Source organism: Chryseobacterium luteum (assembly GCF_000737785.1).
GTDB classification, from domain to species: Bacteria; Bacteroidota; Bacteroidia; order Flavobacteriales; family Weeksellaceae; genus Chryseobacterium; species Chryseobacterium luteum.
This window is the reverse complement of sequence record NZ_JPRO01000007.1, coordinates 38037-54622: the sequence shown is the minus strand read 5'-3', so window position 1 is coordinate 54622 and position 16586 is coordinate 38037. Positions and strand designations below refer to the sequence as shown.

General features: G+C 35.1%; 11 protein-coding genes and 2 tRNA genes. 9 read left to right on the top strand and 4 right to left on the bottom strand.

The window, feature by feature from the left end; all coding sequences use genetic code 11:
- Nucleotides 1-47: 47 nt before the first annotated feature.
- From IX38_RS09680 to IX38_RS09640, 9 genes are all read left to right on the top strand, one after another.
- Nucleotides 48-1931 carry a type VI secretion system Vgr family protein gene (locus IX38_RS09680; protein WP_084680244.1) on the top strand — a complete coding sequence of 628 codons (1884 nt, stop codon included), beginning with the start codon at nt 48-50 and terminating at the stop codon, nt 1929-1931.
- Nucleotides 1932-2021: 90 nt separating this feature from the next.
- Entirely contained in the window at nt 2022-3572 is a 1551-nt protein-coding gene (locus tag IX38_RS09675; RefSeq protein ID WP_034704257.1) for a DUF4280 domain-containing protein, read from the top strand.
- Nucleotides 3569-4378, top strand: a complete 810-nt coding sequence (locus IX38_RS09670) for a hypothetical protein (protein WP_034704254.1) — start codon at nt 3569-3571, stop codon at nt 4376-4378. Before IX38_RS09675 ends, IX38_RS09670 begins: the two co-directional genes overlap by 4 nt.
- 54 nt (nt 4379-4432) lie before the next feature.
- Entirely contained in the window at nt 4433-5008 is a 576-nt protein-coding gene (locus IX38_RS09665; RefSeq protein WP_034704251.1) for a hypothetical protein, read from the top strand.
- Nucleotides 5009-5028: 20 nt separating this feature from the next.
- Nucleotides 5029-6696, top strand: coding sequence for a hypothetical protein (locus tag IX38_RS21915; protein WP_051884603.1), 1668 nt, complete (start codon nt 5029-5031; stop codon nt 6694-6696).
- The gene (locus IX38_RS09655) at nt 6693-7175 is read left to right on the top strand and encodes a hypothetical protein (RefSeq protein WP_131368656.1); all 483 of its coding nucleotides are present in this window, start codon (nt 6693-6695) and stop codon (nt 7173-7175) included. Before IX38_RS21915 ends, IX38_RS09655 begins: the two co-directional genes overlap by 4 nt.
- An 18-nt stretch (nt 7176-7193) precedes the next feature.
- Nucleotides 7194-8063, top strand: coding sequence for a hypothetical protein (locus IX38_RS09650; RefSeq protein ID WP_034704245.1), 870 nt, complete (start codon nt 7194-7196; stop codon nt 8061-8063).
- Nucleotides 8064-8191: 128 nt separating this feature from the next.
- Nucleotides 8192-9781: a hypothetical protein gene (locus tag IX38_RS09645; RefSeq protein ID WP_034704242.1), complete on the top strand. Its 1590-nt coding sequence runs from the start codon at nt 8192-8194 to the stop codon at nt 9779-9781.
- On the top strand, nt 9774-10757 hold the full coding sequence (locus IX38_RS09640; RefSeq protein WP_034704240.1) for a hypothetical protein: 984 nt from the start codon (nt 9774-9776) through the stop codon (nt 10755-10757). Before IX38_RS09645 ends, IX38_RS09640 begins: the two co-directional genes overlap by 8 nt.
- 108 nt (nt 10758-10865) lie before the next feature.
- On the opposite strand, the gene IX38_RS09635 is transcribed toward IX38_RS09640, so the two are convergent.
- The 4 genes from IX38_RS09635 to IX38_RS09615 form a co-directional block, all read right to left on the bottom strand.
- Nucleotides 10866-10938: transfer RNA gene (locus IX38_RS09635), tRNA-Phe, on the bottom strand.
- A gap of 385 nt (nt 10939-11323) precedes the next feature.
- Nucleotides 11324-14284: a DUF7619 domain-containing protein gene (locus IX38_RS22595; protein WP_117585889.1), complete on the bottom strand. Its 2961-nt coding sequence runs from the start codon at nt 14282-14284 to the stop codon at nt 11324-11326.
- Between the two features lie 2 nt (nt 14285-14286).
- The gene (locus IX38_RS09620) at nt 14287-16209 is read right to left on the bottom strand and encodes a tetratricopeptide repeat-containing sensor histidine kinase (RefSeq protein ID WP_084680243.1); all 1923 of its coding nucleotides are present in this window, start codon (nt 16207-16209) and stop codon (nt 14287-14289) included.
- Between the two features lie 252 nt (nt 16210-16461).
- Nucleotides 16462-16534: transfer RNA gene (locus IX38_RS09615), tRNA-Phe, on the bottom strand.
- Nucleotides 16535-16586 lie beyond the last annotated feature (52 nt).

Genomic DNA, 16586 nt, shown 5'->3' with positions numbered 1-16586 from the left:
TTTTATCTAACTTAGGTGACATAATACCAAAAAAACGTACAAATATTATGAAAAATACCTCAAATTCTGATAAAGTTTCAGAAAACCATATTTTGGGAATCAACCGTGTGGTAAAGCTGGATATTGTGGTTGAGGGCAAAGCTGTCAATCACTTTAAACACTTTCGTTTACAGCAGAGTGCAAGAAAGCACCATGATTTTGAACTGGTATTGGCCCATGACTCTTTAGGCGAATCACAAAACCACAACCTTGAGCAGGCTCAAAAGTTTTTAGGAAAAAGAATCACTGTTGTTTTTAAATATAAAGATGCTGAAACTGAAAGCCCCGAAAGAACATTTGTGGGTCTTATTACCAAAGTAGCATTCAGTCAGGAAAAAATGAGCCTGGGAAATATTATCTTAAAAGGAAAGAGCCCCACTATTCTGATGGATTCTGCTCCGCATACCCAAAGTTTCGGTGGAAGCCAACTGGTGAATACCAATATTATTGCAGACCGGATTATCAAGGAAACATTAGGCTCAAACAAATTTGATTTCAGGATAGATACCCAAAACAAAAGTTATATTAATTACAGTTCACAATATAACGAAACCCATTACAATTATCTTACAAGAATTGCAGAAGCCTACGGAGAACAGTTCTATTATGATGGCGAAGTCCTTCATTTCGGGAAGCTTCCGTCTTCCGAAAAACCTATCCTGCTGGTGTATGGAAGCAATGTAAATGATGTGAATGTTGAACTGAAAGCCGTTCACACCAAACCGGAATATTTTGGCTATAACAGCAGCAGCCATACTAAAATGATTGGCGTTGATGATCCTATAAAACATATGGGAGAATTATCTTCCAAAGCTTATGAGCTGAATGACACTATTTTTACAACCCGGTCACTGACTCCTACTCCCATCAATGCCAATATGTTCCGTGATGTGGACGATTCCCAAAAGAGTGCAAGGGGAAGCAAAGCAGTAGAGGTTTTTACCGTTTCAGGACAAACCACAGTTCCGTTCCTGTATATTGGCTGTGTTGCAGATCTGGCCATGAGAAAGACCGGCAGCAATGAAACCTCACATTTTACAACCCTTATGATTACCGAAGTGAGCCACGAAGTTGATGCAAGAGGATATTATTCAGGAAGCTTTGAAGCCATCGCCGAAGGCACCGGTTTTATGCCGAAACCTGATTTTGAAATGCCTAAAGCAGAACCCCAGGTAGCCACTGTTATATCCAATGTAGACCCATTGAATCAGGGTAGAATACAGGTCCGGTTTGACTGGCAGGTAAATGATACGACCCACTTTATCAGAATGATGAGCCCTGATGCAGGGGGAACAGATGCTATAACACAAAACAGAGGTTTTGTAGCTGTTCCTGAGATTGGCGACCAGGTTATGGTGGGATTTGAATACCACAATCCCGACTTTCCTTTTGCAATGGGTGGCATGTTTCATGGTCAGGTAGGCCTGGGCGGAGGTATGGACAATCATTTGAAATCCATACAGACGAGAAGCGGCATTAAGGTTTTAATGAATGATGCAGACAGAAGTGTAACCATTAAAGATCCAAGCGGAAATACTTATTTTATGGATGGCCAGGGTAATATTAATGTTACTGCGCCGAAGAATATGACTTTCACTGCAGGTGAAGATATGCATATTTCTGTGGGGAGGAATATGACCACTAAAATCGGGCAGGACAGCACCATGCATATTGGAAATGACCATACCGAATCCATTACAAAAAGATACACCCAGACCTCTGAAAACAAAAGCGTTACCGTTAAACAGGATCAGACAGAAAGCACAGGTAATACATTTAAAAGTATTTCCGGAGAAGCCGATATACAGACCTCTAAAGGTGATTTAAAACTGAGAGGATCATCATTGGCCGTATTCCAGGGAGGAAAAGACGTTAAAGTAAGTAAAGGCTAAATTCATTACGGATGATGAACGTAAATTTTCATTGGTTGCCGACGAATGTTTCCGGCCTCAACAATTGAATCCAATTTAAAATAGTACCACATGGAAGATCAGAATACTTCAGCACATGATCGTAAGCTTTCTGAAAAACGGGCAGAAAAACAAAAAAAAGCCAACGAAGATTCTCCTTTAGAAAAAAGAGAAATGGTATTGCATGGAGCAAAGTTGAAGTGCCCCTACGCTCAGGCACCCGGAAAACTGAAAGTGACTTCTAACGAAATAAACCTTCAGGATAAGCTATTTGCAACGGAAGGTGATGGAAACAACATGGTCAACCTTAAGTTTAAAGGAACCTGCGGACACCCAAAATGGCCTGCCAAAAACATGTCTCCTCCTCCGTGTATGAGTGTTATAAAATTAAGTCCGTGGCAAAATTTGGGCAGTACTGTTGTTCAAAAGCAAACGGTTCTGGTGAAAGAATCTTTTATTTTTTGTGACCCTACTCCTAATGTGGCTTTTGCAAAACCGATTCCGATGGAGGATAGAATTTTAGCATTACTAGATGACGTTTACACTGTTTCTGTTTATTATAATGATGTAAAAATTGACCCTGAATCTTTCGTATTTATTTCATCAGAACCTGCGATGCCTAAAATAAGAATTGAAGTTTATATAGGAAAGGATTGTATACATAAAAGTTTGCGGTTTAGATTAAAGACAGAATTTAAGTTTACGGCAAGTGCTACGTTATATGACAGAAACGATGTTGATTATTTTCCTGCAAAGTCTGATGGTGGGAATGCATTTATGATTGCGAATAAAGGAAAAACTAAATGGGATGTTGATTTTCGTGGGCTATTTAGAGGAGGCACTGCAACTGTAGAAATATGGAATGAAGCAAAAACTTCTGTTTTGAGTAGTTTTCAATTTTATATAAGGGGAAAAAATCCTACAAAAGAAGTCATTAAAAAATATATGAATGATAAGGGATATTTAAAATATTGGCCGGTATATAGAATGATTCTTCACGAATCAGGGAGCGAATTCCATCCAGTTGTAAGACAGTTTTGGGATCCCGAATTTGTGGGAAAGGGGGAAAGTAGAAAAGAAGCAGTATATGGACCCTCCGGAAGAGTATATGAAAGCAAAGGAATTCCAAATTATGGAGAGCCAGATGGCTGGGGTATGTGCCAAATAGATTTCACTTATGAAAAAAGAGAAAAAACAGATCAAGATTACATTACAAGAATAAATAAAAATCCCAATTATATCTGGAATTGGAAGGAAAATTTATCTATAAAGATGGATAAAAAGATTTCAGATAAATTGGATGCGGCTAAAAAATATTTAGAAAAATTACTGAAAAAATGCAATTATTCGGTAAAACCAACGGAGCAAAAAGAAGGAAACCTTACTTATAAGTGGTGTCCAACAACCATTCCGGGACTTTCGCATTTAAATAGGTATATGCCGCAGAAAGCTGATAACTCTTCTGTAAAATCATTGTTGGATGCTGAATTTATAAAACTATATAATGGAGGACATTATTTATCAAATATTGATAGTAATGGAAATGCAACTTTCAAAAATTATGAAGAATATAAAGGGATAAAAATCTATTATGTTAAAAAGATTAGCGATATAAATGAATGAAAAAATATGCTTTAATACTCATACTGTTGATTTCCTGTACAAGAAATCAAGCTAGAAAAATCTCAAATAATGAGACCGTAAATACAGCAAAAATTGATTCTACTGAGATTGAGGGTAAAACACTTTATCCCACATCTTCCAAGAATCAGAATGTGCAAAAATATCCAGATACATTGAGTATCCCTTCGAAATATGTAGTAACAATTCCGCTGGAGATTAATAAAAAAAAGTTAGACATTCGGATGCTATTTTCTAAATCTGAAAGTTTGTCAGGAGGAAAAAATTATACTATTGCTGAAATAGAAGAAGATACAAATAGTCTTTTGCCTAAGTCTGCTTACCAATGTATAGAAGGAACTGTTGAGCTTCAGCATTGGCAGGTTATAAACAAGAATTCATATTATAATACTTATGATTATTATAAAAATAAAAACTTTAAAGAAAATGATTTTGCCAATAAGAAAAAAATGATTTTCCGGAATGCAGATTATAACTTTATAACAATAACAGATATGGATCATGATGGATATGAAGATCTTCTTATTTTGGATCTTGCAAGTTCTATGAGAGACAATGATATGTATCAATTTTACAAATGGTCTGAAAAAGAAGGCAAATTTATATTTGTACCAGATTTTTTCGATAAAGCCGCTTTCTATGGATGGGACAAAACAGAAAAATATCTAATAACAGGAGTGAGTGATACCAGAGAAAGAAAACTCTATAAAAATAAAATTGTTGGAGGCAAATTGAAGACTGTTGATCAATGCACAGAATATGCAGTGTCAGATAAGTTTTGTTGGTAAGCGTATGTTTTTTCAAGTATTTATTGAAAATGAGAAAAATAGCAATCATAAAAAATGAAAAACTTAGTAACTAGTTTTATAGTATTTTTCTTTATTCCTGTTTGCGGGCAAAACCCGGTTAATGATACTTTGAAAAGATATTATCAGGATTCATTGATGATAAATAAAAATTTTAAAGATGGAACAGTACTCAATAAGCTTACAATAAAAGTAATCAATCCCTGTAATGCTGAAAAAGAGAGATTTGACGGAGCTGTAACCATAATCAGCGCTGTTGTTGAAAATAAAAATTACAGCGATAGTATAGTTTATCATTATCCCTATGCACAATCCGGTTTAATCAATTTAAAGACAAATAATATATCTGTTTATACAGTAAATAAACATCAGGCTGTCTTAATACCTTTTACGTATTGCGGAAACTGGGATAATGATGCAAAAGTCTCCTATATTATATTGTATAACCGTAAAAATTATCTGTACCATATAAAATATTATTGCGGAGAAGATGGCAAATGTAAACTCAATGATAATCTGAACATTACATTAAAAGATTTACCCTCAGCATTAAGGTTAAAAGTTAGTAAAGACTTGGAAACAAAATATAAAAACTCAAATGATTTTTACTAATCAGCTCAAAATAAAATGATATGAGTGACGAACAACAAAAAGATGATTATTCTGTAAACCCCAATCAAAAGGTTTATGATATGCCGCACCAGGTGGATCATGAAGTGAATGTGGTGAAAATATATTTTGCGAAACAAGTTCCTAAAATGACCTGGGAAACGAAAGAAGATACGTATCCTGTCAAAAGCGGAGGTCTGGTATCTGATGTAAAAAAGAAGTACGAAAAAAAAGGAAGAAGAAATATCCGGGCCGATAAAGAAGATTCTGTAAGATTAAAAGCAAAAGAAGAGGTGAAAATTACCTGGGAAGAAGAAGTACAGGCAAAAAAAGCTGATGGCAGCCTGGATTTTGATTTTGAGAGAATAAACAGCACCACCATTAAAAATAAAGTATGGGTAGTGGCCAATTGTGAAGGAACAAGCGGCAAACTCTCTGTTGAGATCCATGAAAATAAATTGAAAAATACGGAAAACGTATATGAAAATCCTGTCAGGTTTTTAGATGGCGAGGAAGAAAAAAGCAAAATAGAATTCACTATCAACGGTACACTGGTATATGCAAAAGAAATAACGATGCGTCCCAAAAGTGATGAAGATTTAAAGAAATTAATAGATAAACTAAATAAAAGAGAAGACTTAAATGCCTTTTTATATTTCAAAGCTGAAGTAACGGGAACAGAAGATGAAGTGAAATTTCCGGATGATACGCATGAGTTTTTAAATAAAGACAATGAAAGATTTGAGATCAGATACTGTAATTGTGGAAAGAATTATGATATTACCTGTACCCGATATAGCGGGAAATATGGACCAGCCTACTGGGGATCTAAGAAACTTGAAAATTATTCCGATTGGGATACATTGATTGAAGAAAAGAAAATTACAGATGAAGAAAAGGCTATTTTAGTGGGAATGTCCGAAAATGAAGGCAAATTAGATTCTGTTCAATCCTATGACTGGGACCTTTCAGGTGAACAGATGATATTAACTGCGGGGGCTATGCAGAAAACAGTGGATCATACCGGAAAAGGTGAATTTACTACACAGGTTGAGGAATTTAAAGCTCAGCATCCTGAAAAATATGAAGAGTTATTTGTATCATGTGGCTGGACGGTGGATTCCGGGATTTTGTACTATAAAGATCCGGCAGATCCTAAAGCGGAGAAAATTACAGGAAATACATTATCCAATAAAATCAGAGAAAACTGTAAAGAATCTTTATTTGGCAAAACAGTAGAATGTAAGCCTCTGCAACCGATTGTAAATGCTGTTATTGATAAAGTATTTCAGGAAAAACAAGTGCTGGATTTTATTAAGAGATTGAAAGAAGTCGTGCTTCCTTTAACTCCTGCAGGCTATTCATATAAACTGTCAGATTATTTAAAATCAAAATTAGGTAAAGCAACCGTATTGGATCATCACATTAACAGGCCGGGATATGTAAAAGATGATTTCGGTGCTGCATTAGACCGTTTTTTTGCAAAAAAAGATGCCAACACATCCAAAGAAAATAAAACCAGAAAAGAAGGTGAAAAACTGGAAAAAACATCAAGAAACCCTGGCGAATGGGGAGATATGCACAGTAAATACGAGCAGGAAATTCTTGATGATTACGGGAATAAAAGAAGAGGTACAGATATGGATAAACGCTATGAAAAAATGGAAAAAAACGCAAACTTATCATCATGAAAAAATTGACATCCATGCTAATGATTTTAATCATTTTTATTACCTGTGGAAACGTTGTTTCCCAAAAACATCATGATGGGCAGAATAAAACGGTAAAGAAAGACACCACAGTTGTTTTAAATAATAATTTATCATTGTATTATGCTTCTTATAACAGCCCTATGAAACTATGGTATAATCTCCATATTATTAATAAAAAGAAGAAGATAAAAGTAGGTAAAGGAACTGAATTTAAAGGTACAGGAAGCGAGCTCTTTTCTTCACTGTCCCCTAATGCAAAGTATGTAGTAGTAGACGGCATCATCAAAGAATATGTACATGAAAGTGATAAAGACAGTACCCTGCATGAAAACTACACCTGTGCCATTATTGACATAAAAAAAGCAAAAATAATTAAACAGATGCAACAGGATTGCGATGGATCATGGAACAAAAAAAACCAATGGGTTTCCTCTGGAGGGAAAGTAGTTTTTGAGTAAAATAATGAGTGAAAAATTATGAAACCCGTATTTCCTATACATATTAAATTAAATCTTTTAGAAGGAAAGAGATTTTATCGCTATTCATGTAATGAATATACCACCGTCAACGGAAAAACGCATAGAAGCGAACTCAACAAAATTTTTCATGTTACGCTGAAGCTTTTAGAAAAAGAAAGATTTGAATACCATATCGAAATTTTTGACAGAGTTCACAGGGATAAGGAACTATCATTGTCCGAAAAAGATTTTTTAGCAAAAATTGCAGATATCAATAATGAAGTAGTGCTTATAACGGACGAATATGCGAACTTAAAGAATGTACAGGGACTGTCAATTCTTCAGGATAGGGTTGAAAAAACGGTAGAAAAGCTCTCCCGGTCCTATGTGGGCAAAAAGGCAGAAGATTCTTATCAATTTTTAAAAGAATTTTACCAAAAGGAGCATTTAGTGGGTAAAGATCTTTTAAAAAATATTCATGTTGGAATGATCATTCATAAATTTTATGGAACATATGAGAAGGAGGATCAGGTAAAGTATACCGTACGCTACCGTAATTTTATGGCCAATACCGTAATAGACATAGAAGAGCATGTACAAACGGGGGATATGCGTTGTGATGACGAATTATTACTGTTACAGTACACCGGTAGTATTCCTTCAGATAAAAATTGGGAAATGTTTTACGGAGAAATGAAAAGAAAGGAAATCGCTTATCATAGTGAAACAGATTTTCCAAAACTGGACAAATATAAAGGGCAGATTTTATTAGATGTTAAAACCAAAGAAGTGTTGGAGCATAAACTGACCATAGAATTTTCTCTGGGAGAAAACTACCAAAAGAAAATCATCTATCATATAAAAGAAATAAGCTACGAAGAACTATAAAAATAAAATGGATTGAAGAACTGTAGGACCAGTTGGATGTCTGAGCCTTACCTCATGAAAATAAAATATAGGATAATCCCCGTCAGGAAATAGCAAAAACTCCCGTACTAAAAAAGAAAAATCTAAACATGGCGACACGTATTACAATAACAGATTCCGGGCAAACCCAAACTTTAAACGGTCCATTGGCACCGGATACTCCTGATGATTCATTACAGCGTATCAGTGACGTTTATTTTGCCAGGAAGGTTACAACAGATAATGGAACAAGAGTCAATTTCACGAAAATTGATTCTGCTCATGTGCAGCAGGATCATCAGAATCAAAATATTCCATACGATTCCATATTAGGAAAAACAGTCTATCTGATCATAGAAACCAGCAATATGACCGATTTGAGTATAGATGCGGTGATAAGACCTTCCGCAAATACCATGACGGAAAATACAGATACATTACAGTTAATGCGCTTTGTATCTCCTGACAGATATGAGGCACAAAGGTTGTTTACGGTACAGGTAGGAAATTTTGATGCCCTTAACAACAGACAGGGTAACCATGGTCATTACGCTAATTTAAATGACCATATCAATAAAGCCATTATGAAGCTGCAGCTCAGGCCTGATGGAAGAGCTGCTTTTGATGACTGGACCAGAAGACTGGCAGATGGCAGCATTAATTTGGAAGTGGCGGTAGAAAGAACAGACAATAATCCCTGTGCCTATAGAGATGGGCAGGAAGAAGTAAACGGAGCCGGCATTTTCTTAAATGATGACAGAGGAAGATTCAGAGTGGTCAATAAAAATATATATACCATTCATCATGGCAGTAATACGTACAATACTTTACAAGAGATTGGAGCAAATCCGGCAAGAAGAAGAAGGATTCAAAAAGTTCTGAATGCCCATTCTACTGAAGTTGTCTTTTTTTATTACGACCAAAACGATAATGAGCACAGGATCTGTTCCAGAACTAAAGAAAGTGTAATCAGAAAAAGAAGAGTCAACACCATTCCACCGCTTGCCCAAAGAGGAAATCTTTTGCAAACAATAGATTACACGGCCAATAGATCTGCGTTAGAAAATATAGATGCTCATCAGCTGTTGGTCTATGCCAACGGAACTCTTGGTGATGGAGCCACCGATAAATGGTACGCCAATCAACAGGGAAATGTTGAGCTGGTCAATATGGATATTTTAGAGAATGCAGGTGTAGGGCCACAGATTTTTGAAGCATTCAATTATAATCGGGATGGAGTCGTCATCCGGTATGGATTTCAGCACACAAGAAGAAGAAGCATTCAACCGGATTTATTTGCAGGTTTCTTAGGGGCATTGGCACAATTCAGACAGGAAGGACATACCCATTATATCGTATCTCAGGGCTTTTCTTATTCTGATGCATCGTGCTATCCCAGCGCAGAACATGTAAATGGAGAAGCAGGAGATTTGAATTTATTAACTGCTCAGCAAGATGGAGTCAATACCATCCTTACGGCACCGAATTTTGATTATGATAATCAGGTCATTCTCCGGAATATTCTTTTTGATTTTGGATTTGGATCAGGCCGGTCAGAGGATTTTTCCAACACCTCAAATGCCAGTACTGTAGACAATGCCAGTACACGGTTACCTCATACCACCCATACGGCTAATCCCAGACATAATAACCATTTGCATGTTCACGGTTTCACCCCAATATTAGATATATATGCCTAAAATTAATATCGCCTGTTTTCCTTTTTTCCTTTTCCTTTTTTCCTGCTACAGTAAGGCTCAAACAGAAAATAAGTCAATAAACACAGAAGCACATTCAGATAAAGGATCGTTTTTTTTTAACACCAATAAAGCGGATTGTATCAGTCTGCCATTTGGATATTCAGATATTTCAAAACGACTCACCATTGACTCCATTCTGTCTGTCATACAGGATGAAAATAAGCTAAAGGAAATCAATGCACTACAATTTGAAAAAACCATAAAAAAAGATCTTGTATTACTTCCTGAAGAATACGATGTTTTTCTGCCATTCAGCACTTCTGTCAATGAAAAATATGACCGCATTAAAATGGCAACAGATTTTTTGTGTTATGGAGACTATTCAGTGTACTTTATGGCGGTCTTTAATACCGTTCGTTATGCCCAGCCATTTATTGAAAAAATGTATTTAATTTCAACGAAGGAAGATAAGCTTATCGATATGAAAAGAATATATCTTCATCATCAGGGAGAAATGGGATTTGCCAACTATACGCTATTTAACATAGATAAAAATTATATAATTTCTTTACAGGACTATGAATTTACTGAAAATCCTTTTCAATTAAAACCGTTAAATAAATACCACATTCTGCCCTCCGGAAAATTTACCAGATATTATGATCATGATGGTCCCTATAAAAATGACGAAGAACAGGGCATGGTGAAAAATCACCATAAAGAAGGAAAATGGGTAGAATCCAAATCAAATGGATATCTTGATTTACAGAAATATCCGGAATTTACTGACCCCTATACTTACCTGGAAGCGGAGTATAAAAATGGTTTACCAACCGGAACATGGAAATTTTATAAATTATGGCAAAAATATAATGAAGAAACAGGAGAACCCCTGTTAAATACAAGGAAAAAAGGACAATTGATCTATACTGAAATGTATAGAGAAGGAATATTGGAAAAACGGGAATTTCATTAACTGTAATAGGTAAACCTACGGTAATGATTTTGGAAAAGATACCTTAGGATACTGGAAATAATTCAGTTATAGCCAATAAAAAAGCCCCTTAAAATAGGGGCTTGAAGGTGGTTTCTCCAGGAATCGAACCAGGGACACATGGATTTTCAATCCATTGCTCTACCAACTGAGCTAAGAAACCAATTGTTTCGTTGATTAACGTGGGTGCAAAAATAAAACTTTTTGTAATATTGTGCAAGTTTTTTCAGATAAATATGACAGTGTTTTCAAAAGATTATTCATTAGAATTTTAGAAGAAAGGATATGTGATTGACTATCAGCATTTGTTTTACTGTAAACATTTTTAGATTTTTTGTATGCTTTACCCTATTTCCGGGGCATTCCTTTTTGTTGTGATAGGAAATCATGTTGTCTGACTCCAAGTTTTTAAACCTGATCCGGAAAGCTCCTTTTAAAGAGATTTCGGTTGTGTTTAAGGTTCTCTGATTATTCAGGATAGAAAAGAAATCTGTTACAAAAAAATCCCTTTCTAAGTGAAAGGGATTTGAGCAGTATTTTTTTTGTGTTTAATTTTTAATGACCTTTTTCATCAGTATTTCTTTTTCTGTATTCACTTTAAATAAAAATACCCCTGAAGAATCACTGTGGATCGTAAGCTTTGTATTTTGACTGTTGATGCCGATTTGTCTCTGAATAATTCTTCCCTGTGCATCATATACTTCAACGGAGGTGATTTTAGAATCTGCTTTAATATTGACCTCTCCTTTTGTCGGGATCGGGTACACGGTAACTGAATCATCAGTCTTAGCTTCCGCTGTGTGCAGTACACTGCCATTTTCAATCGTAGTAACAGCATCGTTGGTAACAACAGGGAAATTATAATCGAAATAAATATTAGCCTTATTATTGACATTATCTCCGGATACCAAGGTGTTTTTAGATAACATTTTCATCAGAACATTTCCGTGACCTCCGTTTCCTAAATTGGCATATTTCATAATAAACTCTACTTTATTGTCTTTTATTCTGGTATAAACCTGGTGAGAGGCATTTTGCAGCTGAAGAGTGGAAATATCAAAATCGGTGGGGTCAATATCCATTTCAACAACAATATTAGTTGCAGGAGCTGTACCCGTATTTTCAAAATTAACAATATAATGAAGGTATTTACCTACCATGGATTGTGGAATAGAATTTCCTTCAATACAGACAATATCATTAGGATCCAGAGAGTTAACCACTGTCTGTTTATAGCTGAAACTATTATCTTCAGGCTTAATGTCTCCTGCAAGAGGATTCACCACAGCGGAAAAATTAAGAATATCCCCGGAATTGACAGGATTTGTGGGATGCGTGGGTGTGTTTATATTGAACACTAATTCTGTCGCAGTATTTCCGTAAGGTTTCAGATTAGAAAAATTGAATGTTATCTGATTTCCGGCAATGGATGCATAAGGCAGGGTAGAAGAAATAAAATTCATTTTTGAGCTGTTAAAAGTAAAAATTACATTTCCCGAAAGGGTAGTATTTCCCTTATTCCTCCACATCAGTTTGTATTTTGCATTAAAACCGGGTGTTGCATTTGTTTCGGGAGCGATCACAACTTCCAGGTCATTGGCATTCCCATTTTTTGTTACACAGATATTTTGGGTGAAAATATTATTATTGTTATCAGGAAAACTTGTCGTGAAAGTGGAAGGCACCACAGTGAAAAGTGCAGGGTTTTCAGGTTCTGCGGTTACCATAAAGCTTCCTGCCTGGGTATAAAAATCATACTTTCCGTTGTTTTTTACAAAAGTTTCTCCCGTGGAAGTTCCGTCATTGATTTTCAGTTTCATGTGTTCGAAAAATTCGTCACTGATATCACAGCCGTTGTTGTTTTCGTCGAATCTTACGGCTCCTGTGATGGTGTTGTAATTTCCGCCGGGAACAAATGAACAATAGGTGTTGAGATGTACGTTGTTTAAACTACCTGTAAAATTTGCAAAAGCATCTGTAAATGCTGCTAATTCATTATCATCACAGCAAACATATTTTACATAATTTAAACCTTCTACAACTTCGAAAGTGGAAGAAGATACAGAAGCAGGATCATAATTTAAAACTCCGTTTTTCATGAATAAATATTCCAATAATGGATTGTTAGCAAATACAGCATAACCCAATTTATGCAAACTGTTAATATCTATTGATACAAATTTATTGTAAGCAACATTCAATTTTTCAAGGTTTACACAGTCATTAAGATTAATTATATTATTAATTTGATTAAAACTGATATCTAATTCTTTCAAACTAGATAAACCTGTCAGATCTATACTGGTCATACTTGAGAAATCTATATTTCCGCTGCATGTTAAGTATTGTAAGCCGGTTGATCCACTAATATTTAAATCTGTGAGATAATAATTTCTGGTAAGTATTAATCTTTTTAAATTCGGTTTGTTACTTAAATCAATTGTGGTAACACCTGACGGAGTATTTGAAAGATAAAAATTTGAACCAATAAATTCAAATTCGGTAAGGTTATTAAAATATTCTATACCAGTTAAACTATTTATATTATTAAAAGCTGTTGAAGTAACCTCAATGTATAATCCTCCAACCTGTTCTGCTTCACTTACCTGTATTTCTCCGTCACCATTAGCATCTATGGCAAAATAATTTCCGTTCAGATCTTTAGCATTACTATTTCCTGGCGCGGAGTATATAAGCCTATCTTTAAAATTAGCATCGGGAATATTAATAATTTGTGCATTCGCTGCTAAGGATAGCAGTAAAAAAAGTAAGAATAATTTTTTTTTCATAAGGTTTTTTTTTTTTTTTGAACCGTCTGACATGATCACAAAACCGCCGTCTTTCTTTATATAGGATTTTAATTCATTTAAATTAATGAGATGAGACTGGTGAATGCGCTCAAAACCATGTTCCCCTAAAAGTTCCTCATACTCTTTCAGTGTTTTGGAAATAATAACGGGTTTGTGGGCTTTTACATAAAACGTTGTATAATTGTCTTCACTTTCACACCGGATAATATCTTTTATTTCAAATAAATGAATCCCCTCCGAAGTGGAAAGCGCAATCTTTTTAAAGCTCTCTGTTTTCTTGCTAATATTATCTAGCAGCAGTTCAATATGTTTATAATTGGTGTTTTTATTTTGTAAATTTTTAATTTTAACGATAACATTTTTCAGTTCATCCGGATCTACAGGTTTTAATAAAAAATCCAGGGCACTGAACCTGAAAGCTTTTATAGCAAACTTTTCATGAGCTGTGATAAACACAATATGAGGAGAGTTTTGTCCGTGCTGCTCATTAAGCTGTTCCAAAATATCAAAACCGGTTCCGTCATTCATTAAAATATCCAGAAATACAATATCCGGCTGTACGTCTTTTATCAGTTTAATACCGGACTGTACACTTTCCGCCTCTCCTAAAACTGCAATTTCAGGGGCATACAAATGAAGCATAGCTTTCATACCCTCCCTCAAATTGGCATCATCGTCTATAATAACAGCATTCACCATATCTAATCTTTTATATATTCTAAAGGAAGCTTCAGCAGTACTCTTGTACCTTTCGATGCTCCGTTTTTATCTTTCAGCTCTACTATTGTCATAGAAACTTTTTTCTTTTCAAGTTCCTCCCACGTTTCCAGTCTTTTTTTTGAAATTTCCATTGCCATAGATTTGTGTACACTCATGGAATTCTCTTTCATTTTTTTTGAGGTTTCTATTCCCGTTCCGTTATCCTCGATCTCACAAATTAAAAACTCTTTTGTCTGGTTAAAACTGATGGTTATCAGACCCTTTTCTTTTCTGGGAACAACCCCGTGAATGACCGCATTTTCTACATAAGGCTGAAGTAAAAGTGAGGGTAAAGCCGTATCATCTTCTATCAATGGATCTTTAAAGATTTTGAAATCAAATTTCTGATTAAATCTCAGCTGTTCAAGCTCCAGATAGTTTTTCAAAGCCTCAATCTCCTTATCGATGGTTACCAGTGATTCCTGGGAAAAATCTAAGGTAAGACGCATTAATTTTGAAAATTTTGCCAGGTATTTTATAGCATCCTCCTTATCATTCTGTACAATAAAAGATGAAATGGCAGCAAGACAATTGAATACGAAATGCGGATTCATCTGAAGGTGCAGAGCCTTATGCTGAAACTCCGCCAGTTGTTTTTGCAGCAAAAGCGTTTTTTCCCGTTCCCTGTTGCGGTAAAAGAAAAATATTCCGATTAAAATGGTGGTCAGCAGTAAAAATCCAAAAATCCATTTTGCTTTCTCCCAGTCTGCTTTCTCCTTCTTTTCGATCTGTTTTTTCTCAAATTCAAAATTTAATTCTGCTTTTAGCCGTTCCTTTGCATTTTCAGCCCTGGAAAGCCTTTCTTTAGCTGCATTATATTTTTTAAGATGAATAAAAGCCTGTTCCTTATTCCCCTTTTTATCAGAAATTTCAGAAAGCAGTTTTTCACAGTTCATCATAGCTTCGGGTAAATCCAGATCCCTGGAAATTTGCAGGCTTTTATTGACAAAATCAGAGGATTGATCAAGATCATTCTCATCAAAATAAATTCTTGCCAGAAATAAATAAGTGTTTGATAATCCAAATTGATCTTCAGTGCTTTTACATATTTCCTCTGCTTTTAACAAGTAATTTTTTGCGGTTTTAAGATCTTTTTTGGCAACATAATACTGGGAAATACTATTGTATAATTCTCCCATGCCCCTTGCATTCGGACTTTTCTGAAATTCTTTTAAGCTTTCATCAAAAAACTTTCTGGCTTTTACCAGATTATTTTCAGTCAGATAGATCAGGCCTATATTGGAACATGAGACGGCGAGAGCGGGATCTTTTATTTCTTTCTGGATTTTATAAGCTTTAAGGTAATAATTCAATGCTTTTATATCATCATCAATGGAATCGTAGATCACTCCGATATTATTGTAGATTTTTGAAAGCTGGACCTTATTATCAGTAGCTTCATAAAGCTTCATTGCTTTAAAGTCATTTTCCAGGGCTTTTGCATAATTATTCTGCTCAGAATACATGATTCCTTTACTTCCGAATACCTTTGCCAGAATTTCCTTGATTGCTTTGTCATTTTGATCCAATCCTGAAAGTATTTTTTCTGACAGATTAAAATATTTAATGGCGTCATCATAATTTCCAAGGATGATATAGGACGTTCCCAAATTCTGAAACGCTTTTGCTTCCTCTTTTTCATTATGTATTTTTCTTGCGCTCACCAGTGCTTTACCGGCATATTTTTGCATAGCATCAGGATCGGAGCTCTTGTATGCATCAGAAATTTTATTCAGAAGTTCTGTCTTTAAAGACATATCCGTGGTCCGGTTTAACGTACGAAGCAAAGAATCTGCACCGGTATTTTGTGCAGAAACAGGAAATAAGGATAGTGTGAAAATAAGAATGTAAACTTTTTTCATCATTTGTGTAGATTGGGAGCAAATGTAATTAAAATATGAAAAAATAGAACAATGAATGAGGAAACTGCATTTTTGAATTAGAATTTGATGAAACACGAGAAATCTTAAGTGACAATAGTCTGATTAGGATTTTGGATCAGGAAGTGAGAAAATAAAGGTTTACCTGGGACCAGGCTCAAAATTTTTTGTCTGATCCGGAAAAATCCGTGTTGTGTAAAAACAAAAAAACCTCTAAATAAATTAGAGGTTTTAAAGTGGTTTCTCCAGGAATCGAACCAGGGACACATGGATTTTCAATCCATTGCTCTACCAACTGAGCTAAGAAACCATTATATTTTTGTTGGCTTACTTCGTTATTTTAAAGTGATGCAAAAGTAGTA